The organism is Cytobacillus sp. FSL M8-0252 (assembly GCF_038007345.1).
Lineage (GTDB): Bacteria > Bacillota > Bacilli > Bacillales > Cytobacillaceae > Cytobacillus > Cytobacillus kochii.
In genome coordinates, this window is record NZ_JBBOWZ010000001.1 from 2,333,177 (window position 1) to 2,359,987 (window position 26,811).

Sequence of the window (26,811 nt, forward strand, 5' to 3'; positions counted from 1 at the left end):
GTGATGTGAATAGAATGAAACAAAAGAAAAAAACAGATATTGATAAAAATGGTTCCCAGCAAGTACATACTGAAAGAAATATATTTGAACAAATCTCTCGTTTAGATGAAAAAACGGATGCTGAACAATTATCAGAGTTGCTAACAGAAGCAGCGCAATTGTCTGCTATAAGGGACAAAACAGATGTTCAATTGCCAGTTGCATGGTTACAAAAGGCGATTGAATTATCACCGCAGAATCTCAGAGCAAAAGAAGCGCTCGCAGAAACAAAATGGATGATTAACAAAGAATTCATGGATCAACTTCAATATCCTATTATTCGTGAAACTGATAATCGTGCAACAAAAAAATATGCTGCAGAAGAAATGATAGCCATCACAAACCGTTTTATGCAACAAACTCATAAAGCAAAAGAACATTTAAAACGACAAAAAGAGGAACTACGTAAGTATAAAAATGATCAATTGAGTCCTTTTGTAAACGATTTATATGCTATCCTCGAAGACGCTCTATCCATTGGCGGTGAATTAGTTGAGGTTGCCGAAGCATATGAGCAGTCGATATCTGGCGTATTTCATACAGCGATACATTATGATGAAGTAAAGAGAAAAATTGAGCAACTTTTGAAAGTGAAAGAAAAGTGGCAACAAAGAATTGAAGCCTACGAAATACAGAAAAAGCAACATGTGACTCCTTTAAATGAACTTGATGAAATGGTTGGTATGATAAATGTAAAGAAGAGAATTAAAGCTTATTATCAATTTTTACAGTATCAACATAGACGTCGTACTTTAGGTTTTAACCAGCGAGATCAAATGAGTCTCAATATGGTGATTACAGGGAATCCTGGAACAGGTAAAACAACTTTAGCGAGAACACTTGCGCGTATATACAATCATTTGGGTGTCTTACCAAGGGAGAATGTCATAGAAACTAATCGTTCACAATTAGTTGGTGCATATGTTGGGCAAACCGAAGAGAATGTTGGACAATTAGTCGAAAAAGCGCTAGGTGGAGTATTATTTATCGATGAGGCTTATACATTGAATCGATCAGATCAATCAAAGGACGATTATGGACAAGTAGCAATTGATACCCTTGTTTCGTTAATGACAAGTGAAAAGTATAGTGGACGATTGGCAGTAATATTGGCAGGCTATCCTGATGAAATGCGACAGTTTCTTGAAGTAAACCCGGGATTACGCAGTCGTTTCCCGCAAGCAAACCATCTCCATCTTTCAGATTACAATGACTACGAGTTGTTAGAGATAGGAAAGCGAATCGCTTTAAATAATGATTATGTGCTAACTAGTTCAGGAGAAAGGGCGTTGTTAAAGAGAATAGAAAGAGAGCGTGTTGATGATACCTTTGGTAACGCAAGAGCTGTACATGATGTCATTCTCGATGCGATATTTTCTAAAGGTATTAAGGGTGATCAAGCAGATATTAGAGAACTAACCATATTAGAAGAAGATGATTTTACCATCGATGAGGAAGAGTCTATTGATCAACCGCAGAAGCAACTGGATGAAATGATTGGATTGGAGCATGTTAAAGAAGAAGTAAAGACTTTAGTGTCATTTGTACAAGTACAGCATATGCGAGGGCAACAAGGATTACCGGCCATTCCTGTGCAGCTACACTCAGTTTTTACAGGGAATCCAGGTACTGGGAAAACGACGATAGCGAAAATCTTCGCACAATTATTAAAAGAATGCGGCTTGCTCAAACGGGGCCATCTTATTGTTTCGAGTAGAGCCGACTTTGTTGCTGGTTATATTGGCCAGACAGCATTAAAAACAAGAAAACTTATTCGCCAAGCATTAGGTGGTGTTTTGTTTATTGATGAAGCGTATTCTCTTTTATCTGATATCACTACTGATTTCGGAAAAGAAGTGATAGATACGCTTGTAGATGAAATGACTAAGCATAACGAAAACTTGGTAGTGATATTAGCAGGCTATCCAGTGGAAATGGAAAAGCTATTGGCAAGTAATCCTGGACTAAGGTCGCGTTTTAAAAAGTTTTTACATTTTCCGGACTATACTGCTGAAGAGATGCTGAAGATGATGAAAGCATTTTTAACAAGATATGAAATGAGTTTAACGAAGGCGGCCGAACAATTACTGCTGGAGTATTTTACGACTACAGTAACAGAAGGGAATGGTCGTTTAGTTGTGAATCTTGCTGAAGGGGCTATTCAGAATCAAGCAAGAAGAATTATGGAAGATTCACATACAAGTGAGTCATCGTTATCCACATTAACAGAGAGAGATTTTATAAATACAATTGGTCCGAATAGAAAGGAAGACAAGACTAGTGCTAGTTTCAACGAAAGAGATAGAAGTTAGATATGCGGAAACAGATCAAATGGGTGTGGTTTATCATGCCAATTATATTATTTGGATGGAACTAGGTCGAACGCAATTCGTAAAAGACCTAGGTTTTAATTATGCGGCATTAGAAGAACAAGGTGTATTATCACCTGTACTTGACATACAAGCATCTTATAAAAAACCTCTCCATTATGGAGAGACAGCTACAGTCAAGACTTGGGTAGAGGATTATGATGGTTTAAGGACAACTTATGGATATGAAATATATAACCAAGAAGGCATTCTCGCTGTTAGTGGGTCTTCATTACACACTTGTGTGAAGAAGGATAGTTTTCGACCGATTTCACTTCGGAGGAAGTTTCCAGATTGGCATGAAGCATACGAAAAAGCAAAGAAATAAAGAAAGAAGGCTTAAAAATGGCGTTCGGTATTACTAGGGTTGATGTAAGAAAGTGGAAATCTGATATAGATGCTGGAAAGATCGCCTTTCTTACTCATTATTGGCTTGATGATCGTTTTCCCACGTGTAAGACGGTCACGAAGGTGGGAGCGTCCGATTTGAATCAGCTCATTTTATGGGGGAAGAAGTACGGATTGAAGCCGGAGTGGATTCATCATCGTAAAGACGGATACTCTCATTTTGATTTATTAGGAGATAAACAAATTGAAATTATGAAGTTAGAGGGAAAAGAAGAGCATATTTGGAGATAATAAACATCACCCCTAGTTTTATAGAGCTAGGGGTGATGTTTATTTTTCATATTTATACTGCGGTTCGTTTAAGTCCTCGTCATATTGCACAATCAAATGATGATTATCGAAGTACCACAAGTCTTTTTCCTCGATAAAAAACTGGATACCGTCAGATTCTTTCGTAACGACAGGATTGACCGGTTCTTCATTAGAAATACCTAAAGAAAATCCTTGTTGTATCGGGCTTGAACCTCCATACCGGGCAAAAAAACGAACGTAATCTCCGGCAGTTAAAAGCATCTCATCTTTAAACCAGTTAATGGCTTTGTCACTCAATCGAATGTCCAAGGTCCCCACTCCTTTTATCTTTATAAGACTATTGTATACGAAAGCGAAACACACTGCTAAGATTTTGATTGGAAAGAGAAGGGAACCTTATTTATGCTCAGAAAAATATTCATTGATGGCACGAATCCAATTGATTCTTGTTACATCAGAGGCTGTTTGTTTGTCACCTGCTTCTAGCGCTTGTATGATCCGTTCATGCTCGTCGATAGATGATTCTGTTAAGATAATGGCTTTGTAATAGTAAAGTCTCATAACGTGAGGTTGGAGACCTTCAATCGCCTGAGTTATATAAGGGTTTTTTGTTTCATCTACTATTAATTGATGGAACTCTTCGTCATATTTAAGAGCAGAGAATGAATCCTCAGTTTTAATAGCTTCAGCAAATTTCTGATTAATTTCTTTTAAACGATTAATTACCTCTTGCCCCAGATTGCCTGCTACTAATTCAGAAGACAATGCTTGCAGGACACTTAATGGAGGAAGGATTTTCGTTATATCTTCGTGATTTACTGCAGTAACTTGTGTCCCTACACCCGGATACATTTCTACAAATCCTTGGGAATTTAATAATTGTAATGCTTCTCTAATGGGTGTTCTGCTGACTCCTAAAGCTTCCGCAAGATCAGCATCATTCAGCTTTTCTTTTGGTTTTAACGTGCCATCAATAATCCATTCTTGAATTTGCAAGAATGCTCGTTTTTTAGCTGAAAGTCGTTGTGGAGTTGAAAAATTACTTGGAATTGGCATAATAAACCACCTTTGCGTATCAAATATCTGTAAATTACTCTGTTAGTATAGTGTGATTTTTCAAAATTGCTGAAAGAAATCCGGAAATATTCTATCCATATTAGTAATATATAGAAAAAATTATATAATAATATAGTTTTTAATGCAATATATCACCTTTTCCGTTAGTTTCTTAAGATAATTTATTGTGTTCATTATAGTGATATGTTATCTTATTAATGCAATATATTAACGGGAATTAGATAAGTGACAGAATTTTTAAAAATTATTTCAGAATATTTAATTTTATGAAGAATAAATATTCTGAAAAATACTAGCGGTGAAAAAATCATCTGCTAGTTGTAATTGAGAGGGGTAAACTTGTAAATATGAATCAAAAATCTTCAAATTCTTATGTGGTTGTATTAGGTTTAATGTTATTCTCTTTGTTCTTTGGAGCGGGTAATTTAATATTCCCGATTATGATGGGGCAAGAAGCGGGTACAAATGTTTGGGCAGCGACAGCTGGGTTTATTATAACTGGTGTGGGACTGCCATTATTAGCTGTTGTTGCTCTTGGCTTTTCAGGTAAGAGTGATTTGCAATCGCTTGCAAGTCGAGTGAATCCAACATTTGGACTGATTTTCGCTATTATATTGTATTTAGCTATTGGTCCATTATTTGCCATTCCGAGAGCAGGAAGTGTTTCATTTGAAATTGGAATTCGACCATTATTGCCAGAATCTTCACTGACGATTGGTTTATTAATATTCTCAATCTGCTTCTTTGGTGTTGCGACGATATTATCATTAAATTCATCAAAGATTGTTGATATTGTTGGTAAATATTTAACGCCTATTAAAATTAGCTTTATACTACTATTAATTCTTGTTGCTGTTTTTAATCCTCTAGGATCTTTTGGGGAGCCAACAGAAGCTTATTCACAACACTCATTCTTTAATGGCTTCTCAGAAGGCTATTTAACTATGGATGTACTGGCTGCATTTGTCTTTGGTGTAATTGTTATTAATGCACTGCGGGCAAAAGGTATAGAGTCAAATCGCTCTATTATGTTTGCTACGATGAAGGCTGGTTTGATTGCTGCGGTTTTATTAGCATTCTTTTATAGTGCGATGGCTTATATGGGTGCTAGTAGTGTTGCGGAATTAGGTATCCTTGAAAATGGTGGAGCTGTTCTCTCGGGTGTTGCCTATGCATATTTTGGCTCTTATGGAGGAATCGTTCTAAGTGCTGTTATGATTATTGCTTGTATGACAACAAGTGTAGGTTTGATCAGTTCATGTGCTAGCTATTTTAATAAGATCATGCCTAAATTTTCCTATAAGACATATGTAATTGCATTTGCTATTTTCAGTACTGCAGTTGCGAACTTTGGTTTAACAGAGTTAATAGCTATTTCTGTTCCAGTACTTACAGCGATTTATCCTTTGGCGATTTTATTATTAATTTTAACATTTTTCCATCAGTTTTTTAATGGGAAGAAGACTGTCTATCAAGTAAGTATGATTTTAACGTTTATTGTTAGTGTTTTTGACGGTTTAAAAGAAGCAGGAGTTCAAATAGAGCCTGTTTATCATTTATTCGCAAACATTCTTCCGTTGTATGAAGTGGGATTAGGTTGGATTGTACCAGCTATCATTGGTGTGATTTTAGGTATTGTAATAGATCTGTTTAAAAGAGAGACAAAGATAAAAGAGAATGAAGAAGTAATTTAACTGTTTTTTACCCTTACAAAAGATTTTCCTTTTGTAAGGGTTTTTTTATGTAACCTATAATAATATTCACTATTTTTTTGATAACTAGAAGGATTATTCTTAGTCATTCCAATCAAGAATGTAAAATTATCGAGGTCTCTACTAGTAAATTAAGTAAGAATAATTCTATTAATATATTACATATGACTATATTTTTTTAAAATAATATATTGCATTCATTACATGGATATGTTACTTTAATAATGCAATATATTGCTTGAATTTTTTCAGAGATTGTAATTCATACAATATTATATTTAAATATGAATTTTCTGAAGAATTAGTAAATTATAGTAATTGAAGATTGTTAACTACAACAGTAGAGGCAGAAGGGGGTAGAAGATATGAATCAAAAGGTTCCGTCTTCTTATATTATTGCAGTAGGATTTATGTTATTTTCATTATTTTTCGGTGCTGGGAACTTAATTTTTCCAGTAATGATGGGTCAAGAAGCAGGAACGAACGTATGGGCCGCAGTAGCGGGCTTTATTATAACAGGTGTTGGTCTTCCTTTATTGGGTGTAATCGCTTTAGGTTATTCTGGTAAAAGTGACTTGCAATCGCTTGCAAGTCGTGTAAGTCCACTCTTTGGTCTACTTTTTACAGTTGTTCTATATTTATCTATCGGACCATTATTTGCGATACCAAGAACTGGTACGGTCTCTTATGAAATTGGTATTAGACCATTCATTTCTGATGAATGGAGTACGATTGGATTAGTTATCTTCTCTATCATCTTCTTTGGAATTACCGCATTCTTCTCTCTGAATGCATCGAAAATTGTTGATATTGTTGGTAAAGTTTTAACACCTATTCTACTATTATTTATTTTAATTTTAATTGTAGTAGCATTTGTTAATCCACTAGGATCTCTACAAGCACCAAGTGATGGATATACTATTAACTCTTTCTTTAACGGCTTTACTGAAGGTTACTTAACAATGGATGCCCTTGCTGCTTTCGTATTCGGAATTATCGTAATTGATGCCATTCGTTCTAAAGGCGTTCAATCAACTAAAGTAGTGATGCTTTCAGTGATTAAAGCAGGATTAATTTCAGCCGGTTTGCTTGCTGTGATTTATGGCTCACTTTCTTATATTGGTGCTAGTAGTGTTTCTCAATTAGGTATATTAGGAAACGGTGGGGCGGTTTTATCTCAAGTTTCCGGGCATTATTTCGGCTCATTTGGAGGAGTTATACTAAGTGTGATTGTCATTGCCGCATGCTTAACGACTAGTATTGGTTTAATCTCTTCATGTGCAGCTTATTTTAGTAAAATCATGCCTAAAGTCTCCTATAATACGTTTGTTATTGTTTTCTCAGTATTTAGTGCAGCGATTGCTAATTTTGGATTAAGTCAATTGATTGCTATTTCAGTACCGGTATTAACAGCTATTTATCCATTAGCGATTGTATTATTAATCCTTACGTTTTTACACCCGTTGTTTAATGGTAAGAAATCTGTTTACCAAATGAGTATGTTATTTACGTTTATTATTGGTATCTTTGATGGCTTTAAAGCAGCAGGATATACGATTACCTCAGTAGATAATCTATTCACTAGTATTCTTCCATTATATGATGTAGGGTTAGGTTGGTTAGTACCTGCATTTTTAGGAGCGGTTCTAGGAATAATCATTGGTTTATTTCAAAATAAAAAGGTTGAGGATGAAAAAGAACAATTAATTTAATAAGAAAAAAAGCCTCCGACTAAAACGGAGGCTTCTTTTTTTTGCTATAAAACGATGCCAGATCATTCGGATATGTGAAGTTAATCTCTCAATTGCTGTATGTATTTTCTTTATCTAGCGGTAAAGTAATCTTAATCGTTGTACCAACATTCATTTCAGATGAAATGTTAATCCAGCCATTATGTTGTTCGATAATTCTTTTACAAATGGATAACCCAATGCCTGTGCCCGTCGATTTAGTAGAATAAAAAGGTTGAAAAAGCTTTTCTAATGTCTCTTCATTCATTCCGAAACCAGTATCCTTTATAACGATTAAACATGTTTCAGCTGTCCTTCTAACAGAGATATTAATCGTATTTTCTTGATGCTGCTCTTGTGTATCAAATGATTCCAGTGCATTTTTAATTAAGTTGACTAGTACTTGTTTTAATTGTTTGGCATTACCATAAATATATGGATCGTCTTTTGATAATTGGAAGGAGAGTGCAGTATTCTTTAAAATCGCTTCACTCTGAAACAACAGGAAAGTATCGTGAACAAGTTTATTAATAGAAATACGTTCTTTAATATTGTCTGTTGGCTTTGCTGCATTTAGAAACTCATGAATAATATCATTGGCACGATTAATCTCATCTAGAGCAATATCAACATATTGATTTTTCCCTGACTCATTGAGATAGGGTTTTAACAATTGTAAAAAACCTTTAACTGTTGTAAGCGGGTTACGTATTTCATGTGCCATCGATGCTGCAAGTGTACTTAAATTTTGTGCGTACTCATTTGTGAAATTAGCTTCATTAATCTGAGACGCAGTTTCATGAATGATTTTCTTTTTTTCATTTAGTTCTAAGCTAAATCTGAGGAGTTTTTGCTCTAATTGTTGTGTTTGATAATTATGATCAGTAGATAATGAATGAAATAAGGGGTAGCAAAATAAATGACATGATTCTTCCTCAGGAATCGTATAGACGCGATAATTGTGATAACCGTTTCCGAAAAATAGCTGTAAATTAAGAACTGCTTTTTTCTTGCGTATTTCATTAAATTGTTCGACATCTTCGTAATTCATTAATTGTGTGAATGGGGTACCAATGATTGTATGCTGATTAACTATAGATGTTGAAACCACGTGATTATTGTTGTCAATTAAGAAGTATGGAAATGGTAGTTCTTTTAAGACAATCTCAGTTAATTTCATTTCTTATCATCCTTACCATTGTTTGTCATGTGGAAGTAGTATCTAATGTCATTCTCTTTTATTCTATTAGAAGAAATTGCATTATATGTTAGAAAAACATGTATATTGAGAAAAAAACACGAATCATCTCTACTTTTCTTGTTATGTATATGAGTTAAAATGTCATATTTTTAATTAAATCGCAATGATGGACTTATTAATCTTATCATACCAAAGTCATTCAATGGCTTTCAATCACCGTTTTCATTCGTTAAAGGAATTTTTTAGGAATTGTAAAAAAGATAGATTACTAGAAAAAATTATAGCTTCGATCTACCTAGTATAGAAATGAATAAATAAGAAAAGACAGCATTCTATAACGCTGTCTTTTGAATGTTAACTTTTCTTTTTAAATAAATTGACTTTTGGTTCAGTTTTATTGATAATCCTTTTAATATTTGTACGATGTCGATAAATGATGAACAATGTCATTAAGGCAATCACTATGATTAAAATTGGATCACCAAGAATGAGTGAATAAATCAATCCTGCAATACCAGCAATCATTGATGATAATGAAACATATTTAGTAGTGAGAAGTGAGATGAAAAATACAGCTAATATTACCACAAACATGACGGGCACGAACGCCAGCACAACACCTGCAGATGTAGCAACAGCTTTACCACCTTTGAATCCTGCAAATATCGGGTACATATGGCCAATAACAGCAAAAATTCCTATAATTACTGTATGTATATCTATATCAAAGAAGATTGGTAATAATCCAGCAGCTATGGTACCTTTCAGGATATCGGCCAGTGTAACGGTAAAACCTGCTTTTTTTCCTAGCGTTCGGAAAGTGTTTGTCCCACCAAGATTACCACTACCATGCTCACGAATATCAATGCCATAAAACACTTTACCAATGATTAATCCAGATGGAATGGAACCAATTAAATAAGCAATAAGAAAAACGATGATTACTTCAAATGTCATAAACTCTCCCCCACGGAATAAAAATACAGTTCTTATATTGTACCACGTAAATAAGTGAATGTACTATGTTGCTTTTAAAATATCTTTTCAATTGCAAAGATTACCCTAGTATGAAACGAATGTTAAATAGATATATGATTAAAATTAGTAGAAAAGAACTTTTTTGTTAAGTGGATTACGTGATATTTAGCGAAAAGGAAAGCTTTATAAAAAAGATGAAGCTGTATGTCAGAAAGAACAGCATTGCGATCTATTCGCATTTATACTTTAATTCAGATAAAATAGTGTAGAGTTCAAAATAAGAGGTGAATGTATTGAGTATAGAAAACCCATCAAGAACTGAAATCGGAAAGATGTTAAAACAAGCAAAGAGGATTGCCGTCGTAGGTTTAAGTGATAAACCTAATCGTACATCCTATATGGTAAGTGAAGCCATGCAAAAAAGTGGTTACGAAATCATCCCTGTTAATCCCAAAGTTAAGGAAGTATTAGGTGTAAAAGCGGTTGCATCATTAGCTGAAATAGAAGGCAAAGTGGATATTGTTAATGTCTTTAGACGTTCGGAATATTTGCCAAGTCTTGCGAGTGAATTTCAAAATATTGATTGTCCCATTTTTTGGACTCAGCTAGGTGTTGTAGATGAAGACGTATTTCAGCAGTTAAGTGATGCTGGTTATACCGTGATCATGGATCGATGCATTAAAGTAGAGCATGCGCTAACAAAATAACATTTGTAGCATGGGATCATGACATTGATTTCATGCTTTTTCTTTCATATGCGGTTTAGACGTATAAATATGATATAATGATTAGAACGTTTGTTCTTATTCACCTCTTGCAACAGTATATACATGACCTTAATCATGTTACAATGGGGAACATATATGCATACGACTCGCATGATAAGAAGGAATATAGTGAATAAGAATGGAATAATAAACCGATATCTATTGTAGAGAGGTGCATAAAGGCGCGGTTATGATATAATCAAACTCTATTGCCGACTCGGATTGATAGACAATAGATGGTTTTTGAAGATGAAAGGGGAATGCTTGTGGCAAAAAATCAGGAAGTATTTGACTATAATGATGATGCCATACAAGTACTTGAGGGATTAGAAGCTGTTAGAAAACGTCCCGGAATGTACATTGGAAGTACGGATGCAAGAGGGCTACACCATCTTGTATACGAAATAGTCGATAACGCTGTAGATGAAGCACTTGCAGGTTTCGGCGATCATATCATTGTCAAAATACATAAAGACAATTCAATTAGTGTTCAAGATAAAGGTCGAGGAATGCCGACCGGAATGCACAAGATGGGCAAACCTACAACCGAAGTCATATTGACTGTGTTGCACGCTGGAGGAAAGTTTGGCCAAGGTGGATACAAAACAAGTGGTGGACTTCATGGTGTAGGTGCTTCAGTTGTTAACGCCTTATCACAATGGTTAGTCGTTAAAATTAAACGCGATGGACTTGTTTATGAACAGCGGTTTGAAAACGGCGGAAAGCCAGTAACCACGCTTGAGAAGGTTGGTAAAACGAATCAAGTAGGGACAACGATCCACTTTAAACCAGATCCGACAATTTTCTCAACAACTACATATAATTTTGAAGTGCTAAGTGAACGATTACGTGAATCCGCTTTTCTCTTAAAAGGGATGAAAATCGAGATAACGGATGAACGTCATGATCTTAAAGAGATTTATCATTATGAAAATGGGATTGAAGCATTTGTTCAGTACCTAAATGAAGAAAAAGATACGCTCCATCCAGTAGTTAGTTTTGAAGGGGAGCATAATGGTATTGAAGTTGATTTTGCCTTCCAATTTAATGATGGTTTTTCAGAAAATGTCCTTTCTTTTGTCAATAATGTTCGTACGAAAGATGGAGGGACACATGAAGCTGGAGCTAAAACAGCGATGACTAGGGTGTTCAATGAATATGCCCGTAAAGTTCAGCTTCTAAAAGAGAAAGATAAGAACTTAGAAGGAACTGATTTACGAGAAGGTTTTGCGGCGATTGTCTCAGTACGTGTACCCGAAGAACTGTTACAATTTGAAGGACAAACAAAGGGCAAGCTCGGAACAAGCGAAGCGCGTTCAGCTGTCGATGCTGTTGTATCAGAGTATCTCTCTTACTTCCTTGAAGAAAATCCAGATACAAGCTCTTTATTAATTAAGAAAGCAATTAGAGCTTTTCAAGCAAGAGAAGCAGCACGTAAAGCAAGGGAAGACGCTAGAGGCGGAAAGAAGAAGAAACGGGCTGAAGCGGTTCTGTCAGGGAAATTGACACCTGCTCAATCACGTAACCCAGAAAGAAACGAATTATATTTAGTAGAAGGTGACTCTGCGGGTGGTTCAGCAAAGCAGGGGCGCGATAGAAGGTTTCAAGCAGTATTGCCATTAAGAGGTAAAGTAATAAATACTGAAAAGGCAAAGCTCGCAGATATCTTTAAAAATGAAGAGATAAACACGATTATACACGCTGTTGGAGCGGGTGTCGGTGGTGACTTTACGATTGAAGATATTAATTACGATAAAGTGATTATTATGACGGATGCTGATACCGATGGAGCCCATATTCAAGTGCTCTTACTGACCTTCTTCTACCGCTATATGAAGCCGTTACTAGAAGCAGGTAGAGTCTATATTGCTTTACCACCATTGTATAAAGTGAGTAAAGGTTCTGGAAAGAAAGAAGTAATAGAGTATGCATGGAGTGATGAAGAGCTTCCTGATACGATTAAAAAGGTTGGTAAAGGCTATATTATTCAGCGTTATAAAGGACTTGGTGAGATGAATGCTGACCAATTATGGGAAACAACGATGGATCCAGAAACGAGAACGCTCATCCGTGTGAAAATTGATGACGCTGCGAGAGCGGAACGTAGAATTACCACTTTAATGGGTGATAAAGTTGAACCACGGAGGAAATGGATTGAAACAAATGTCGCATTCGGATTAGAGGAAGATGGCAGCATTTTAGAAAATGAAAACATTTCGACGCTTGAGGAGTTAGATTCATGAACAAAGCAGAACAATTTCGTGATCTGCCGTTAGAAGATGTCCTTGGTGACCGATTTGGCAGATATAGTAAATATATTATACAAGATAGAGCATTACCTGATGCGAGAGACGGGCTTAAGCCCGTGCAGCGTCGTATCTTATATGCCATGCATGTTGAAGGTAATACGCATGATAAAGGTTTTAGAAAATCGGCAAAAACGGTCGGTAATGTGATTGGTAATTTTCACCCACATGGTGACTCCTCTGTATATGATGCCATGGTGCGTATGAGTCAAGATTGGAAGTTGCGCAAGCTTCTTATTGAAATGCACGGCAATAATGGTAGTATCGATAATGATCCACCTGCTGCGATGAGGTATACAGAGGCGAGATTATCTTCTATTTCTTCTGCACTCTTAAATGATATTGAAAAAAGAACGGTTGATTTTATTCCGAACTTTGATGATACTTCGAATGAACCAACCGTTTTACCAGCTAGTTATCCCAACTTACTTGTAAATGGATCAACAGGGATTTCTGCCGGATATGCAACGGAAATCCCACCTCATCATCTTGGAGAAGTTATTGATGCTGTTATTCATCGTATGGATCGTCCACAAAGTACTGTCGATGATTTAATGCAGTATATAAAAGGACCTGATTTTCCTACCGGTGGAATCATACAAGGTGTAGAAGGCATTAAGAAAGCCTATGAAACGGGCAAAGGTAAAATTATTATCCGTGGTAAAGTAGATTTCGAGGATATTCGTGGTGGTAGAAAGCAAATAGTCATTACTGAAATCCCTTATGAAGTAAATAAAGCGAACTTAGTGAAGAAAATGGATGAATTTCGCTTCGATCGTAAAATCGAAGGAATCGCTGAAGTCCGTGATGAAACGGATCGTACAGGGCTAAGAATTGTCGTTGAATTAAAGAAGGATGCTGACCCACAAGGGGTTTTACATTATTTATATAAATATACTGATCTGCAAATCCCGTATAACTTTAATATGGTGGCTATTCATAACCGTCATCCGAAAACGATGGGTCTAGTCCCCTTACTAGATGCCTACATTGACCATCGAAAAGAGGTTGTCACACGTAGAACACAATTCGATTTAGAAAAGGCTCAAACACGTCAGCATATCGTTGAAGGCCTAATCAAGGCATTATCTATATTAGACGAAGTCATTGCGACGATTCGTGCTTCAAAAGATAAGCGTGACGCGAAAGAGAATTTAATGAGAGAGTATCAATTTACAGAGCCTCAAGCAGAAGCGATCGTCTCATTACAACTATATCGTTTGACGAATACAGATATCACTGCATTGCGTGCAGAAGCAGAGGAATTAGCGGCCAAAGTAGAGGAACTCACATCGATTCTTGCCAGTGACAAGAAACTCGCATCAGTGATTAAAAAAGAACTTCGTGAAGTGAAGAAGAAATTTGAAGACAATAGAAGAACAGTAATTGAAGCAGAAATAGAAGAAATTAAAATTAACCTAGAAGTTCTTGTAGCAAATGAAGATGTGATTGTTACTGTCACAAGAGATGGGTATATTAAGCGGACAAGCCAGCGTTCTTATTCAGCTTCAAATGGACAAGATTTAGCGATGAAGGAATCCGACCGTTTATTAACAAAGCTAGAGATGAATACAACGGATGTTCTACTTCTATTTACGAATAAAGGCAGCTACTTATATTGTCCTGTGCACCAATTACCTGACATCCGCTGGAAGGATATGGGTCAACATATTGCCAATATCATTGCCATCGATCGTGATGAATGTATCATTCACGCAATCCCTATTACTGATTTTGAACAAGAGAATGCAACATTATTATTTATTACGAAAAACGGTATGGTGAAGAAAACCGAATTAAAATCATATAAAGCTCAACGCTTTTCAAAAGCGCTCGTTGCACTTAACCTAAAAGGTGATGATGAGGTTGTCGATGTTCACCTAACACATGGCGAGCATGATGTGTTTCTCACAACTCATTTAGGTTATGGTCTCAGGTTTCATGAGAAAGAAGTAAACTTAGTAGGCCCAAGAGCTGCGGGTGTAAAAGGAATCAATCTAAAAGATGATGACTATGTTGTTTCTGGAAAAATGATTAGTAATGAGAAAGAAGAAGCAGTTGTCATTGCGACGCAACGCGGGGCAGTGAAAAAAATGAAACTGCAAGAGTTTGAACAAACATCAAGGGCAAAACGAGGTGTAGTGATGTTACGCGAATTGAAAAAACATCCGCATCGCATTGTTGGTATGGTTATAACAAATAATCATGAAACAGCATTTGTTGAAAGTGAAAAAGGGACAATTGAGTCCATAGCAATGAATGAACTTAGATACAATGATCGCTACTCCAACGGATCGTTTATATTAGATGAAGAAGAAAATGGTGCAATTATTCATTTATGGACTGAGACAAAGGAACAAACATAAACGATTTCTTCAAAAAGTTGAAAGGTTGTATTTAACTTAATGACACATTATTAAAAAAGTACACACTCATAAAAGTGATGTACTTTTTTAATGTGCATTATCATTCTTTTAGTTGATCATTTTAGTATTGAAAAAACACTGAAGGCATCCCTCTAACGTTTCTTGGTCAACAGGGAAGATTACTGTGTAAAGTAAATAATTTTTTTATTAATGTTAAGTCTTCTAGTTATCTAATCTTCATGATTAATGAACGGAAATAGACAGAACTTCTGTTCATTTAATCGTAGTTACTTCAAAATTTTAGATAGAATTTTTTTATGGGTGTTCGACAATTTTAACAAATTAAAGTTTCCAGCTCTAACTAAACTTTTAATGATTTTTACTTCTTTCCAAGCTAAATCATATAGAGGTTGATTAATAATACTATTTTTTAGCGCATCTTCAAGTTCGTCGTCATCCAAAACATATAATTCCCCGGTTGGTAATATAACAATATCTAAGAATAAATCGTCCATCCATGGAATATTATTGTCTATTCCATAATGGAGGCATATGTCTATATACCACTGAATGATATTCCCTTTAGAATCGAACATCGTAGTTACTGTATGGTTTTTTCTTAAAGGAAATTGTTGAAGCCACATATATCCATCATCCACTATACATAATTTCTTTCTCCCATAACTTACACATAATGGTGATGTAACGGATAGTGCATGTAATAAAGTTATGTGACCCTTAAAGTTTTTGGTATTGAGGAAAGCCTGTGAATATTTCCTTTTATCAATTCTTTTCCAATCTGAACGATCTCCGAACTTCCTCTTTAGCATCATCATCCCCCACGCAAGTTTTTATGCGAATTATAGCATTTGATTGTAACGAGTTTACTTATATTAAACAAAATTATTGGATGAAATTCTAAATTAAAGATTTATTCAACATATCATCACTTTTATTTGAAATATTAGATACTACCGAAGATATTTCATAAGTAATGCTGTTACCTCTAAAATTAATATGCTTCCTTTTACTGAGCTATATTAGTGAGAAAAAATTTAATTGAGGATAGAGGAATTTTACAATAGGAGGTCTAATACTATTAATAGTCAGAATATTTTACCTATAAAATGTAAGCGCAATCATTTAAGTAGAAAGGTGTGAGTAATTGATGGACAATCACAATCATCAAGATTTCCCTTCCTATGATGCAATCATTGTTGGTGCTGGGTTTTCTGGCATGTATATGCTCTACAGATTACGAGAACGTGGCTTAAGTGTCCGAGTGTTTGAAAAGGGAGCTGGTGTAGGGGGAGCTTGGTATTGGAGCCGCTACCCTGGTGCGAGGTGTGACTCAGAGAGCCATACGTATAATTTTACCTTTTCTGAAACGTTATATGAAGAATGGTCTTGGCGTTCTCGTTATCCGACTCAACCAGAAATTCTCGAATACTTAAACTTTGTAGCAGATCGCTTACAACTGAGAGAGGATATTGAGTTAGAAACAGAAATAAGAGCGGCTCATTTTGATGAAGAAATTACACAATGGAGAGTGTATTTACAAGATGGTCGACAATTGATATGTAAATATTTCATTACAGCTGTCGGTTGTCTGTCAGCACATGCGAAGAATATCCCGAAAATACCAGGTTATAGTCAGTATAAAGGTGAAAGCTATCACACAGGTACTTGGCCACATCACGAAGTAGATTTTCATGGCAAGAAAGTAGGGATTATTGGTAATGGTTCAAGTGGAATTCAAAGTTTACCGGTTATTGCAGAAACAGCAGCGGAAGTATATAGCTTCCAAAGAACTCCTCAATATGCGATTCCCGCACAAAATCACCCTTACACAGAAGAAGAAATCAATGAATATAAAGCAAATCGATTAGATACAAGAAAGAAAATGTTTCAATCTCATACTGGTTATCCCTTTTTTTCACGACCGATTTCTGCCTTAGAGGAAAATCAATTTAAACGGCAGGAAATTTATGAAACAGCATGGAAGAAAGGTGGCTTTGAGATAAGTGCCACTTATAATGATTTATTAATTAATGAAACCTCTAATGAAACACTTAGTCAATTTGTTCGAGATAAGATAAAACAAGTTGTTAAGGATCAATCGTTAGCAGAAAAATTGTTACCCACTTATCCAATTGCCACTAAACGTCTAGTTCTTGATACAAATTATTATGAATCATTTAATTTGCCACATGTCCATTTTGTCGATGTAAAATCTGCGCCTATAACACAATTCAGTGAAAAGGGTATTTGCACAACAGGCAGAGAGTATCCCTTAGATATGGTTGTGTTCGCTACAGGTTATGATGGAATGACCGGACCATTATTAACGATGGATATTAAAGGACGTGGAGGAGAATCACTTAAGGAGAAATGGGAACATGGAGCTAATGTATCAACTTATTTAGGTGTTGCCACTAACCTCTTCCCGAATATGTTTATGATTACTGGACCACAAAGTCCATCTGTAGCAACAAATATGCCGACAAGTATTGAACAGCATGTGGATTGGATTGACCGTTTTATTGCTTATATAGAGGCAGAGGGAATCGAAATGGTAGAAGCTAATGCGCAACAAGAAGAAACATGGCGTATCCACTGTGAAGAAGTATATAGACAAACATTATATAGTAAAACCCCTTCTTGGTATTCTGGAGCAAATGTAGAAGGAAAGCCTGAAGCATTTTTAATTTATCTAGGTGGGCTAGGACAATACGGGAAAATCCTCGAGAATTGTGCTACTAGTGAGTATAGTGGGTTTGACCAACATTCTTCCATCACAAAAAGTATGTAAAGGAGTGCTATTAATGGATTTTATCAGTAGAGTAGCAGAAGAAATAAGAGAAATCTGTGAGGTTTTCCCACCATTTAAGTTACCAGAGGGATTAGAAGCAGCAAGGCAGGCTGCATTCGTCCCAGTCGAAACATCCCCTTATGTAAGAATCAATCAGTTATCTATTCAAGGTGGAGATAAACAAAGAATGTTAGTGAAGATCTATGAACCTTCTAATAGAAATGAAGAGGCACTTCCAGCTGTTCTTTTCATACATGGAGGAGGGTATGTAACTGGTCATCCAGATGGTAGTGATGCTATTTGTCAAGCGTTTGTAAAAGAAGCTGAATGTGTGGTTGTGTCAGTCGATTATCGGTTAGCTCCAGAGCATCGCTATCCTTGTGCAATAGAAGATTGCTATGCTGCCTTGTTATGGATGCATGAGAGCTGTGAAGAATTAAAGATTGATAGAAGTAGAATCGCAGTAGCTGGTCAGAGTGCGGGCGGAGGATTAACAGCTGCCCTCTCATTGTTAGCACGAGATAGAAGCGGTCCGAAAATAGCCTTTCAAATGCCACTTTATCCAATGATAGATGATCGTAATACGACTGCATCAAGCTATGAAATCACCGATGAAAAAGCGATATGGAATCGTGGCAATAACCTAGCAGCATGGAGGATGTATTTAGGTAAAAATATCAATGGTGAGATTTCACCGTATGCTGCGCCGGCAAGAGCAAAAAATTATTCTGGCCTACCACCAACCTATACATGTGTGGGTCAATTGGATCCATTTAGGGATGAAACAATTGAATATGTCTCGAGACTTGCGAAAGATGGAGTCGATGTAGAGTTTCATATTTATCCTGGCGCTTATCATGCCTTTGAATTATTAAATCCAACTTCTGATTTGGGTAGTGCAGCCATTCACAACTATATACAAGCATTAAAGAAAGCGCTTAATCCAAAAGTAAAAATCATGAAATAAAAAAATGAGCTGCGAGATTGAATCGCAGCTTATTTTCACGAAAAATAATATTGTTAATTTAGAAATATCTGATATTTAATTGACGGGTAACAGAAATATGGGTTAAATTGGACATATAGAAAACAGATGTAAATAAGTGTTACCGTTTTCATTCGTTCTTTGAAGGGAGAAAAGAAAATGTCTCGTTTACCAAAACAATTTCAGCAATTACAGTTACCGGTCATTGGATCACCACTTTTTATTATTAGTAACCCAAAGCTAGTTATTGAACAATGTAAAGCTGGTATCGTTGGATCAATGCCAGCATTAAATGCCAGACCTTCTTCTCAGTTAGATGAATGGTTAGCGCAGATTACAGAAGAGCTTGCTGATTATAATGCACAAAACCCGGATAAACCGGCTGCACCCTTTGCAATTAATCAAATCGTACATAAATCAAATCAAAGATTAGAAAAAGATATGGAGCTATGCGTGAAATATAAAGTGCCAATTATAATTACCTCTCTAGGAGCGAGAGAGGAAGTATTCTCCGCTACTCATAGTTATGGTGGTATTGCACTCCATGATGTAATCAATAATACTTTTGCACATAAAGCGATAGAAAAAGGCGCAGATGGTTTAATTGCTGTTGCTGCAGGAGCGGGTGGCCATGCTGGTGATAAAAGTCCGTTTGCGCTCATTCAAGAAATTAGACAATGGTTTGATGGAACATTAGCGCTATCTGGCTCTATTGCGAACGGACAAGCCATTTTAGCTGCGCAAGCGATGGGAGCAGACTTAGCCTATATCGGCTCGCCATTTATCGCTACAGAGGAAGCTAGAGCCTCAGAAGAGTATAAACAAGCTATTGTTGATGGTTCATCCGATGATATTGTTTATAGTAATCTATTTACTGGGGTTCATGGTAACTATTTAAAACCATCCATAAAAGCTGCTGGTTTGGATCCTGATAATCTACCAGATAGTGATCCAAGCAAAATGAATTTTGGGGAAAATCGAGTAAAAGCATGGAAAGATGTTTGGGGAAGTGGACAAGGTATTGCTGCTATTTCCGCGGTGACAACTACCGCTAATTATGTCAATAAACTAAAACAGGAATATAAACAAGCACAAGAAGACTTGTTCGCTTATAGCAAACAATTTACGTGAACAATGAATCTTTTAGCCACCTTTTAGGTGGCTTTTTTAATGTTCGAAGTTATAAGCATACAAAAATTAACGAAAATAATTCTAACAGAACTATGTTCCAAATATTCAATAGATAAAGAAAAAACAAAAAATGCGATTAAGTAAGAAAAGGCCGAAAGTATAAAAAGTGACTTATTGCAATATACAGTTAGACTGTATATAATTGAACTATATAGTTTAACTGTATATATAGTGTCGGGGTGATTCAATGGACATAAATAAATATTCTCCATTAACCGAAACAACCTATTACATTCTATTATCATTAATTGAACCTTCCCATGGATATGTCATGATGCAAAAAGTGGAGGAATTAAGTGACAACAAAGTGAAAATAGCGGCAGGAACGATGTACGGAGCAATAGAAAATTTAGTGAAACAACGGTTAATACAATCTGTGGAAAGTGATGATAAACGTAGAAAAACGTATGTGATCACAGAGAAAGGAATTGAGGTACTAAGACAAGATTATAAAAGGATGAGCCATATGATTCACATTACTGATAACTTATTCTCTAATACAGATATTTAGTGGAGGGGAGAAGATGCGCAAATTCAAGGTTTTTATTGACTTTGATAAAGAGGAACAATGGTTAGAGAGAATGGCGAGTGAAGGGTACCAATTAGAAAGCACTTATTTCGGCTACAAATTTCGGTTAGTTGAGGCAAAAGAGAAGAAAATTAAAATAGATTTCAGAAAGTTCAAGCATTCAGCAGACTTTTTGGATTATATTACATTGTTCGAGGATAGTGGTTGGAGACATATTGCTGGATCAAAATATTCAGGGATTCAATATTTTGAGAAAATCGATGATCAAGCCACAGATGATATTTTTTCTGATAATGTTTCAAAGGCAAAAAGGTATAAACGTTACGCTCATTCTTCTCTCATGCTTGCCATTGGTAACTTCCCACTAATAGTCTTTCTTTATTATACAGGCATCATTGATCCAGCCTATTTCATTCGACCAAGTGAACTTTACTTAACTCCGGGGCTATGGGACAAAAGTGGAATGTCATTTTGGTTTTCGTTTATTTTTGAGACACCTTTTGCCTTGTTAAGAGGGGCAGCTTGGACATTCATTCCACTATCTGTTCTATCCTATTTATTCTTTAGTTATAAAGCAAATAAACGGTATATTCAATCAATGATAAAAAAATAACATGATTCTTCATAGCAAAGGTAGGAGAGAACAATGGAATCAGAATTAAAGAGGGGCTTTCTTGTAAGACAAAGAGCATTTTTGAAGTTATATTTACTAAAAATGATTGAAGCGAATAAGCGTTATGGTACTCAGTTTTTAGATGATCTTAGAACCGAATTTAAACCATATGGATATCATCCTACTCATTCCGAAATCTATAAAACATTACATGAATTAACGAGAGAGGGATGGGTGAGAAGAGAAAAAAAGTTACTTGGTGAACCTGGTGTAGATTTTCAAGAAATTATTATTTATCATCTTACGGATAAGGGGAAGCAAGAATACGAGCTATATAGAAAGCAAATGAAAGTGGAGTTTGACCGTTGTTTAGGACTGCTAAATCAGGCCATGAGTGATCATTATGGACCAATAAAAAGAAAATAAATTTTTCAAGTCTCTTTTTGCATTATTCTTCCAATAAAGGGCATCCTTATAATAATGTTAGGAGGGTCTTTATAATGAAGAAAGAAGTGCTTGTCGCATTAACTGCCTTTTTCTTGATGAGTTTATCCACGATGACCGCTGTATATGCCGGTGTAGACAAGAATGAAGAGCAAAAAACAGTCATTACCCAAGAAGCAGAGCTTTCTGGAAAAGAGATAAAAGAGACGATAAAGATTAAAGGTATCCGTTATGAAGAAGAAGCTGGTTTTTTTAAAGAATTATCATTAGAAGTAGAAGATGATCTTAAAAAAACTGTCAAAGTAGATTTAGAACCAGGGTTTGACCCACGATTAAAAATAATTGATTTTAATGATGATGGTAATAAGGAATTGCTAGTGAAAATCAACAGCGAAGATAGTGGAGAAAATGCTTCATTCTATCTTTATAGTTATCAAGATGGAAAACTAATTAACTTAGGTGTACCTGATCCAGTCACTTCTACTGCGCAATTAGAGGATAATTACGAAGCTGTTATCGCAGTAGAAAATGAAAATAGAGAAGTAACTTTTGATTTGGCTGAGAATGCAAAAGCATATGAAAAACTCGGTTTATATCATAAAGGAAAATTAAACGAACCTTTTGAACTAACTGTTAACTCATACAATATGCTTACTCCTTTTGAAAATACAAAGGGGGAAAAGGGCTTGAAGGGAATGCAAAGGGTCACAGGTATAGACCAAAATGATACTATAGCTTATTTGCAATCTTTTTGGAAAAGAGAAGATGAAAAATGGCAATTAGTGAACGTAGAAATTTTAGATGTAAGAAACAAATAAGCGGTTATTGCTAAAATGCTTATAGTTTATCTTCTTTTAAAGATAAACTATAAGCTATTTTTTATGATAAGGGCAGCTCAAGGAGCATTGAGTTTTCTTCTTTATGGTAAGAATGAGGTACAAATCTCTAGCTAGCACAACTTTAGTTAATGGGCATATGATGGATGTATAGAAGTAACAATCTTTTAATGAAGGGGAAGGATTCAATGAATCAAGAATTAGATTTAACAAAATTAAAGGTTGATATTCTTGCTCCTGCTACAAATGTTAAGCCAGTTGAATATAGAAATTATTACTTTCGACAGCCTTATGGAGATGAACAAGCTTATTTAAGCATTTCTATTGAGAGCGTAAAAGGCAATGAGAACAATCATTCTGACGCGCTTCAGGCACAGTGGATACCGCAAATGGGGCAATATGTATTGTTCTGCCGATTTCAAATTAGCAAAGGAGAATATACCGAACCGTATGCTAAGATACGATATCTTATTTATGAAAGAGAAATCAATAATTGGTTAACAGCGCTGGTTTTTGGAGATCAACAATTTTTACAGCATTATCCATGGTTACTTGATTCTCCAATCTACGTACAGTTTCAATCTGATTATCCTGCGTTTAATAAGATACAATATTACGGAAATGTAAGACAGTTTTTAAGCAAAGCTTTACAAAGACAATAATATTATTATGTAAACTAAAAGTTATAAATCATAGCATGGTTTATAACTTTTTCTATTTAAAATTCATAAAGAAGAAATATGTTGCAGTTAATTAAATTCGTGAATAATCTTAGTGATCAAGGAGTTATTTTTATATCATGCAGAAAGACATGATAATAGATAAAGCAATTTTTCTGTTACATCCAAACTTAATTATGAGCATTCAGCAGCTGGCAATGCTGGAGCAAGAGCCAGAGTACGATTAGAGGAAAAATAGAAAAGGTAGCTTAGAAAGAGCTAATACGATATTCTAATCGTATACAACATAGCTAGAGCAAGAACGTAAATAAAATTATTGAGTTAACTGGATTTTTTTATTGGATAATAGATTTATAAATACACTAAAACTTGAATCATATGCGAATCAATCATTTTGTTATATTTATTAAAGATGACATATTGATTTGCAATTTATCGCAGAATAAGATCAGAATCATAAAATTTTATTTTGTCTCAATGTTTTAAGTATACTTGGATATTGAGACAAAAATGATTATAATTATTTAACTTCCTATAATATATATTATGTAAACTAGATAAAAATGATAAGAATAGTAGTTACTTTCATTTCATTGAGATTTCTCGCCTACGACTTCACCTCCATCTAACCGAAAAATAGCAACTCTATGTTTATTTTTTTTATGCCAGTTCTTTAAACTTTCATAATCCTTATTCTTTTGAATGCTCTGGATTATCAACTAATAATTTGTTTTAGATACTGAGGTACCTTAATCATCTCTATTTTTTTCTAAAGCTAAAAACCAGTCATCTATAGTGTTGATGACTGGTTTTTGAATTTCACTAACTTTTGCTATTAATTGATAGCAACCTCGCTTTGATATTTTAAGTCCCCTGCCGCTTTTACTCTTACTCTCGTTGCATTTCCTGGCAAGTAGGCCAAGGGGACATCCTCAATATCTACAATTTCTACACTACTTGGTTCGGCTCCAGCTTGCACAGCTTCTTTTATTGCTTGTTCTTTTGCGCTTTGTAACGCAGCAGCTCTGCCAATCTCATCTAAAACAAATATCTTTTCCACTTGCCCGCTCACTTGAGCAATGGCTGAGCCAATAGCATTTGCTACTCCTGAATGGTTCGGGCGGATAACATGTGAGGCACCTTTAAGGGTTTCTGGTAGTAAAATACTACCTCCTCCAACAAGAATAACGGGAACTGGATCAGCACTTGTTTTCATTCTGTCTATTGCTTCTTCGACCATCTCAACCATTCTTACGTATATTTTTTCTAATAAATTTTTATCAAGATGTGACACTTTTTTAACGTCTCCTAAATTACTTTTCCCAAGTGCCACAACAACATCAGTAGTAGTTAATGTATCTCCACCGAAGACCAATCCTTTCTCTGGTAATCGATATCCCACACTTTCAGGACCGATTGTAAAAGAGTGTTCGTCTTCTATCTTTATAATTGTTCCGCCCCCTAAGCCTATAGAAACTAAATCCGGCATACGGAAGTTCGTTCTTGCTCCACCAATCTCAACTGCAAGAGAAGATTCTCGTGGAAATGATTGCACTAGCACACCTACATCAGATGTTGTTCCTCCAACATCTACGACTATGGCATCCGATAATTCACTTAAATATGAAGCTCCTCTCAAAGAATTAGTAGGTCCGCATGCAACTGTGAAAATAGGATATTTCATAGCGTATTTTACAGACATCAATGTTCCGTCATTTTGTCCAAAGAATACTTTCGCTTGAATCCCTTCATTTTTTAATGCATCGATAAACCCTTCTGCAGCCATCTTTGCGACATTAATAACTGAAGCGTTTAATATGGTCGCATTCTCCCTTTCTAAAAGCCCTACAGAACCAATCTCAGAAGATAACGATAATGCGATAGAGTCTCCCAATACTTCTTGAAAAATCTCTGCTGCTCTTTCTTCATGTGCCTTTGATACTGGAGAGAAAACAGAAGTAATTGCTATGGAATCCACTTTTTCCTTTAATTCATTTGCGATTTCATATAAGTGATTTTCATCAAGTTCAACTATTTCTCTTCCATCAAATTCATGACCCCCTCGCACTAAGAAGACATGTTCACCTAGTAATTCTCTAAGGTCATTTGGGACACCTATTAAAGGTTTGACTGCCAGTGTCGCTGGCGCACCAATTCGTACTACCGCCACTTGATTTAGTCTCTTTCTTTCAACAATCGCATTCGTGCAATGAGTTGTTCCTAGCATTGCATATTTTATATTTTCTTTTGGCACATTCGCATGAGAAACAATTTTGTGCATTGCGTGATATATGCCTGTAGCTACATCTTCAGTAGTTGAAGCTTTTGTTTCTGATATGACTTCATTCTTGTCATTTAACAAGACCGCGTCAGTATGAGTACCACCTACATCAATTCCAATTCTATATGTTGCCATCATTGTGTCACTCCTTTTTTTACAAGTTCCTCTACAGGTGTATATGCCATATCATAGCCAAAGTAGTTTGGTCCTACTGTTGCTATGCCTTTTTCTGTTCTCCATTTTGGATGACAAGGGATGCCAATTACAACACATCTAGATCCATAGCGTATGCCTTCTGTTGTTATAGGTAAACCTGTTTCTGAATCGAGTACAGCTATTAAATCCGGCGTCATACATAAAACCTTTTCATTCGTTTGAGCAATAAGATGTTCATTTTGAAAGCGGAGTTTTAAATTTTCACCTTTATTTTGTTCAAGCCCCTCGAAAGTAGCGACACCCTTTGCAAAACCTGATTCAGTTTTCCTATCTATATCAATGACTTTCCCTTTAAATAACTCAAAGCCATTGACTGTTTCTAAAATTTTTTCTATAGGATTCACATTATTTATTTTAGCTAATCTAATACTTTTACCAATTTCCTCTTCAAGCTTAAGAATATTTGTAATCCCACTTTTCTTAAGGTCTTTAGCTTTCATTGAATACATCGCACACATGACTGAACCACCCATTTGTATAGTTGCAGATCTAGCAATCCGCTCTGTCCATACATTATCAATTGTAGACAATAGCGCCGTATTTCCCTTTTCATCAGCTATTATTGCAGGAGTTGCTGATATCCCGTCTAAATAAAAGGTTACCATTTGGAGTTCTGGAAATGCTCGTCCCATCCCATCAGCATCTATTACTGGAATTCCTAATCTTGCAGCTAATGCAAAAGGTAACATGCTATTTACACCACCCGCTTCAATAGGAAAAGTCCCGTATATCTTTTCACCTAAATATTCCTCTAATTGATTAAAAGCACGAATAGCCTCCTCACCACTTGGTGCTTTTTCTAACATAACAGTGGGTGCACCCATCATTGATGATGGGACAACCAATGCATCGTCTGGTACTTCCTCTGGGTCTAATAATATTACTTCTCCATATTCTTCAATTGCTTGAAGCGCCATTAGCTTCCCGATGTACGGATCTCCACCTCCGCCCGTTCCAAGTAAAGCTGCACCAATTGCCATATCCTCAATTTCTTGTTTTCCTATTTTTCTCATTTCGCG

Annotated in this window: 23 protein-coding genes; 16 read left to right on the top strand and 7 right to left on the bottom strand. The window is 35.7% G+C overall.

Translation table 11 applies throughout. The features are described 5' to 3' along the window. Window positions 1-14: 14 nt before the first annotated feature. The 3 genes from MKX83_RS11900 to MKX83_RS11910 are packed head-to-tail and all read left to right on the top strand — an operon-like array spanning window position 15 to window position 3,047. On the top strand, window positions 15-2,351 hold the full coding sequence (locus MKX83_RS11900) for an AAA family ATPase (RefSeq protein ID WP_322909310.1): 2,337 nt from the start codon (window positions 15-17) through the stop codon (window positions 2,349-2,351). Then, the gene (locus MKX83_RS11905) at window positions 2,320-2,736 is read left to right on the top strand and encodes an acyl-CoA thioesterase (RefSeq protein ID WP_095373329.1); all 417 of its coding nucleotides are present in this window, start codon (window positions 2,320-2,322) and stop codon (window positions 2,734-2,736) included. Before MKX83_RS11900 ends, MKX83_RS11905 begins: the two co-directional genes overlap by 32 nt. Window positions 2,737-2,753: 17 nt before the next feature. Continuing rightward, window positions 2,754-3,047 (top strand): hypothetical protein, encoded by a 294-nt coding sequence (locus MKX83_RS11910; RefSeq protein ID WP_307314047.1) that lies wholly within the window; start codon window positions 2,754-2,756, stop codon window positions 3,045-3,047. Window positions 3,048-3,086: 39 nt separating this feature from the next. On the opposite strand, the gene MKX83_RS11915 is transcribed toward MKX83_RS11910, so the two are convergent. Continuing rightward, window positions 3,087-3,377, bottom strand: a complete 291-nt coding sequence (locus MKX83_RS11915; RefSeq protein WP_307314045.1) for a HesB/YadR/YfhF family protein — start codon at window positions 3,375-3,377, stop codon at window positions 3,087-3,089. 87 nt (window positions 3,378-3,464) lie between these two features. Next, window positions 3,465-4,124, bottom strand: a complete 660-nt coding sequence (locus MKX83_RS11920) for a GntR family transcriptional regulator (protein WP_095373327.1) — start codon at window positions 4,122-4,124, stop codon at window positions 3,465-3,467. 368 nt (window positions 4,125-4,492) lie between these two features. Here MKX83_RS11920 and brnQ (MKX83_RS11925) point away from each other — a divergent pair, with 368 nt between their 5' ends. Together brnQ (MKX83_RS11925) and brnQ (MKX83_RS11930) are read left to right on the top strand one after the other, a co-directional pair. Further along, window positions 4,493-5,839 carry a branched-chain amino acid transport system II carrier protein gene (gene brnQ / locus MKX83_RS11925; RefSeq protein WP_095373326.1) on the top strand — a complete coding sequence of 449 codons (1,347 nt, stop codon included), beginning with the start codon at window positions 4,493-4,495 and terminating at the stop codon, window positions 5,837-5,839. A 383-nt stretch (window positions 5,840-6,222) separates the two neighbouring features. Then, window positions 6,223-7,569 carry a branched-chain amino acid transport system II carrier protein gene (gene brnQ / locus MKX83_RS11930; protein WP_341055502.1) on the top strand — a complete coding sequence of 449 codons (1,347 nt, stop codon included), beginning with the start codon at window positions 6,223-6,225 and terminating at the stop codon, window positions 7,567-7,569. An 88-nt stretch (window positions 7,570-7,657) separates the two neighbouring features. Here brnQ (MKX83_RS11930) and MKX83_RS11935 read toward each other — a convergent pair whose 3' ends face one another. Next, window positions 7,658-8,767, bottom strand: coding sequence for an ATP-binding protein (locus MKX83_RS11935; RefSeq protein ID WP_095373324.1), 1,110 nt, complete (start codon window positions 8,765-8,767; stop codon window positions 7,658-7,660). 375 nt (window positions 8,768-9,142) lie between these two features. Continuing rightward, complete coding sequence (gene plsY, locus MKX83_RS11940) at window positions 9,143-9,745, bottom strand: glycerol-3-phosphate 1-O-acyltransferase PlsY (protein ID WP_095373323.1); 603 nt, start codon at window positions 9,743-9,745, stop codon at window positions 9,143-9,145. Window positions 9,746-10,059: 314 nt separating this feature from the next. On the opposite strand from plsY, the gene MKX83_RS11945 reads away from it, so the two are divergent. From MKX83_RS11945 to parC, 3 genes are all read left to right on the top strand, one after another. Further along, the gene (locus MKX83_RS11945; RefSeq protein WP_095373322.1) at window positions 10,060-10,473 is read left to right on the top strand and encodes a CoA-binding protein; all 414 of its coding nucleotides are present in this window, start codon (window positions 10,060-10,062) and stop codon (window positions 10,471-10,473) included. Window positions 10,474-10,799: 326 nt separating this feature from the next. Continuing rightward, entirely contained in the window at window positions 10,800-12,776 is a 1,977-nt protein-coding gene (gene parE / locus MKX83_RS11950) for a DNA topoisomerase IV subunit B (protein ID WP_307314041.1), read from the top strand. After that, on the top strand, window positions 12,773-15,205 hold the full coding sequence (gene parC, locus MKX83_RS11955) for a DNA topoisomerase IV subunit A (protein ID WP_307314039.1): 2,433 nt from the start codon (window positions 12,773-12,775) through the stop codon (window positions 15,203-15,205). The genes parE and parC overlap by 4 nt, the downstream gene beginning before the upstream one ends. A 287-nt stretch (window positions 15,206-15,492) precedes the next feature. Here the strand turns inward: parC and MKX83_RS11960 are convergent, their stop codons facing one another. Next, window positions 15,493-16,035 carry a DUF402 domain-containing protein gene (locus tag MKX83_RS11960; protein ID WP_341055504.1) on the bottom strand — a complete coding sequence of 181 codons (543 nt, stop codon included), beginning with the start codon at window positions 16,033-16,035 and terminating at the stop codon, window positions 15,493-15,495. 338 nt (window positions 16,036-16,373) lie between these two features. Here MKX83_RS11960 and MKX83_RS11965 point away from each other — a divergent pair, with 338 nt between their 5' ends. The 8 genes from MKX83_RS11965 (at window position 16,374) to MKX83_RS12000 (ending at window position 23,277) form a co-directional block, all read left to right on the top strand. Continuing rightward, entirely contained in the window at window positions 16,374-18,017 is a 1,644-nt protein-coding gene (locus MKX83_RS11965) for a flavin-containing monooxygenase (RefSeq protein ID WP_095373320.1), read from the top strand. A 13-nt stretch (window positions 18,018-18,030) separates the two neighbouring features. Then, window positions 18,031-18,984 carry an alpha/beta hydrolase gene (locus MKX83_RS11970; RefSeq protein ID WP_322909314.1) on the top strand — a complete coding sequence of 318 codons (954 nt, stop codon included), beginning with the start codon at window positions 18,031-18,033 and terminating at the stop codon, window positions 18,982-18,984. 177 nt (window positions 18,985-19,161) lie between these two features. Beyond that, entirely contained in the window at window positions 19,162-20,133 is a 972-nt protein-coding gene (locus MKX83_RS11975) for an NAD(P)H-dependent flavin oxidoreductase (RefSeq protein WP_095373318.1), read from the top strand. Window positions 20,134-20,380: 247 nt separating this feature from the next. After that, the gene (locus tag MKX83_RS11980; protein ID WP_095373317.1) at window positions 20,381-20,704 is read left to right on the top strand and encodes a PadR family transcriptional regulator; all 324 of its coding nucleotides are present in this window, start codon (window positions 20,381-20,383) and stop codon (window positions 20,702-20,704) included. Window positions 20,705-20,717: 13 nt separating this feature from the next. Further along, a complete protein-coding gene (locus MKX83_RS11985) occupies window positions 20,718-21,335 on the top strand; it encodes a DUF2812 domain-containing protein (protein WP_095373316.1) in 618 nt (205 codons plus the stop codon). 33 nt (window positions 21,336-21,368) lie between these two features. Continuing rightward, window positions 21,369-21,761, top strand: a complete 393-nt coding sequence (locus MKX83_RS11990; RefSeq protein ID WP_095373315.1) for a helix-turn-helix transcriptional regulator — start codon at window positions 21,369-21,371, stop codon at window positions 21,759-21,761. A gap of 74 nt (window positions 21,762-21,835) precedes the next feature. Beyond that, on the top strand, window positions 21,836-22,597 hold the full coding sequence (locus MKX83_RS11995; RefSeq protein WP_095373314.1) for a hypothetical protein: 762 nt from the start codon (window positions 21,836-21,838) through the stop codon (window positions 22,595-22,597). Between the two features lie 206 nt (window positions 22,598-22,803). Further along, on the top strand, window positions 22,804-23,277 hold the full coding sequence (locus MKX83_RS12000) for a staygreen family protein (protein WP_180316968.1): 474 nt from the start codon (window positions 22,804-22,806) through the stop codon (window positions 23,275-23,277). 853 nt (window positions 23,278-24,130) lie between these two features. Here the strand turns inward: MKX83_RS12000 and MKX83_RS12005 are convergent. Together MKX83_RS12005 and MKX83_RS12010 are read right to left on the bottom strand one after the other, a co-directional pair. Continuing rightward, window positions 24,131-25,711 (bottom strand): hydantoinase/oxoprolinase N-terminal domain-containing protein, encoded by a 1,581-nt coding sequence (locus MKX83_RS12005; protein ID WP_095373693.1) that lies wholly within the window; start codon window positions 25,709-25,711, stop codon window positions 24,131-24,133. Next, the gene (locus tag MKX83_RS12010) at window positions 25,711-26,805 is read right to left on the bottom strand and encodes a DUF917 domain-containing protein (protein WP_307314022.1); all 1,095 of its coding nucleotides are present in this window, start codon (window positions 26,803-26,805) and stop codon (window positions 25,711-25,713) included. Before MKX83_RS12010 ends, MKX83_RS12005 begins: the two co-directional genes overlap by 1 nt. Window positions 26,806-26,811: the final 6 nt, after the last annotated feature.

Excerpts from the sequence above, each read along its gene's own strand:
- MKX83_RS11970 (WP_322909314.1), top strand. The coding sequence starts at position 18,031 with ATGGATTTTATCAGTAGAGTAGCAGAAGAAATAAGAGAAATCTGTGAG.
- MKX83_RS11975 (WP_095373318.1), top strand. The coding sequence starts at position 19,162 with ATGTCTCGTTTACCAAAACAATTTCAGCAATTACAGTTACCGGTCATT.
- MKX83_RS11980 (WP_095373317.1), top strand. The coding sequence starts at position 20,381 with ATGGACATAAATAAATATTCTCCATTAACCGAAACAACCTATTACATT.
- MKX83_RS12010 (WP_307314022.1), bottom strand. The coding sequence starts at position 26,805 with ATGAGAAAAATAGGAAAACAAGAAATTGAGGATATGGCAATTGGTGCA.
- parC (WP_307314039.1), top strand. The coding sequence starts at position 12,773 with ATGAACAAAGCAGAACAATTTCGTGATCTGCCGTTAGAAGATGTCCTT.
- brnQ (WP_095373326.1), top strand. The coding sequence starts at position 4,493 with ATGAATCAAAAATCTTCAAATTCTTATGTGGTTGTATTAGGTTTAATG.
- MKX83_RS11920 (WP_095373327.1), bottom strand. The coding sequence starts at position 4,124 with ATGCCAATTCCAAGTAATTTTTCAACTCCACAACGACTTTCAGCTAAA.
- MKX83_RS11935 (WP_095373324.1), bottom strand. The coding sequence starts at position 8,767 with ATGAAATTAACTGAGATTGTCTTAAAAGAACTACCATTTCCATACTTC.
- plsY (WP_095373323.1), bottom strand. The coding sequence starts at position 9,745 with ATGACATTTGAAGTAATCATCGTTTTTCTTATTGCTTATTTAATTGGT.
- MKX83_RS11965 (WP_095373320.1), top strand. The coding sequence starts at position 16,374 with ATGGACAATCACAATCATCAAGATTTCCCTTCCTATGATGCAATCATT.
- MKX83_RS12000 (WP_180316968.1), top strand. The coding sequence starts at position 22,804 with ATGAATCAAGAATTAGATTTAACAAAATTAAAGGTTGATATTCTTGCT.
- MKX83_RS11900 (WP_322909310.1), top strand. The coding sequence starts at position 15 with ATGAAACAAAAGAAAAAAACAGATATTGATAAAAATGGTTCCCAGCAA.
- MKX83_RS11990 (WP_095373315.1), top strand. The coding sequence starts at position 21,369 with ATGGAATCAGAATTAAAGAGGGGCTTTCTTGTAAGACAAAGAGCATTT.
- MKX83_RS11995 (WP_095373314.1), top strand. The coding sequence starts at position 21,836 with ATGAAGAAAGAAGTGCTTGTCGCATTAACTGCCTTTTTCTTGATGAGT.
- MKX83_RS12005 (WP_095373693.1), bottom strand. The coding sequence starts at position 25,711 with ATGGCAACATATAGAATTGGAATTGATGTAGGTGGTACTCATACTGAC.
- MKX83_RS11985 (WP_095373316.1), top strand. The coding sequence starts at position 20,718 with ATGCGCAAATTCAAGGTTTTTATTGACTTTGATAAAGAGGAACAATGG.
- MKX83_RS11960 (WP_341055504.1), bottom strand. The coding sequence starts at position 16,035 with ATGCTAAAGAGGAAGTTCGGAGATCGTTCAGATTGGAAAAGAATTGAT.
- MKX83_RS11910 (WP_307314047.1), top strand. The coding sequence starts at position 2,754 with ATGGCGTTCGGTATTACTAGGGTTGATGTAAGAAAGTGGAAATCTGAT.
- brnQ (WP_341055502.1), top strand. The coding sequence starts at position 6,223 with ATGAATCAAAAGGTTCCGTCTTCTTATATTATTGCAGTAGGATTTATG.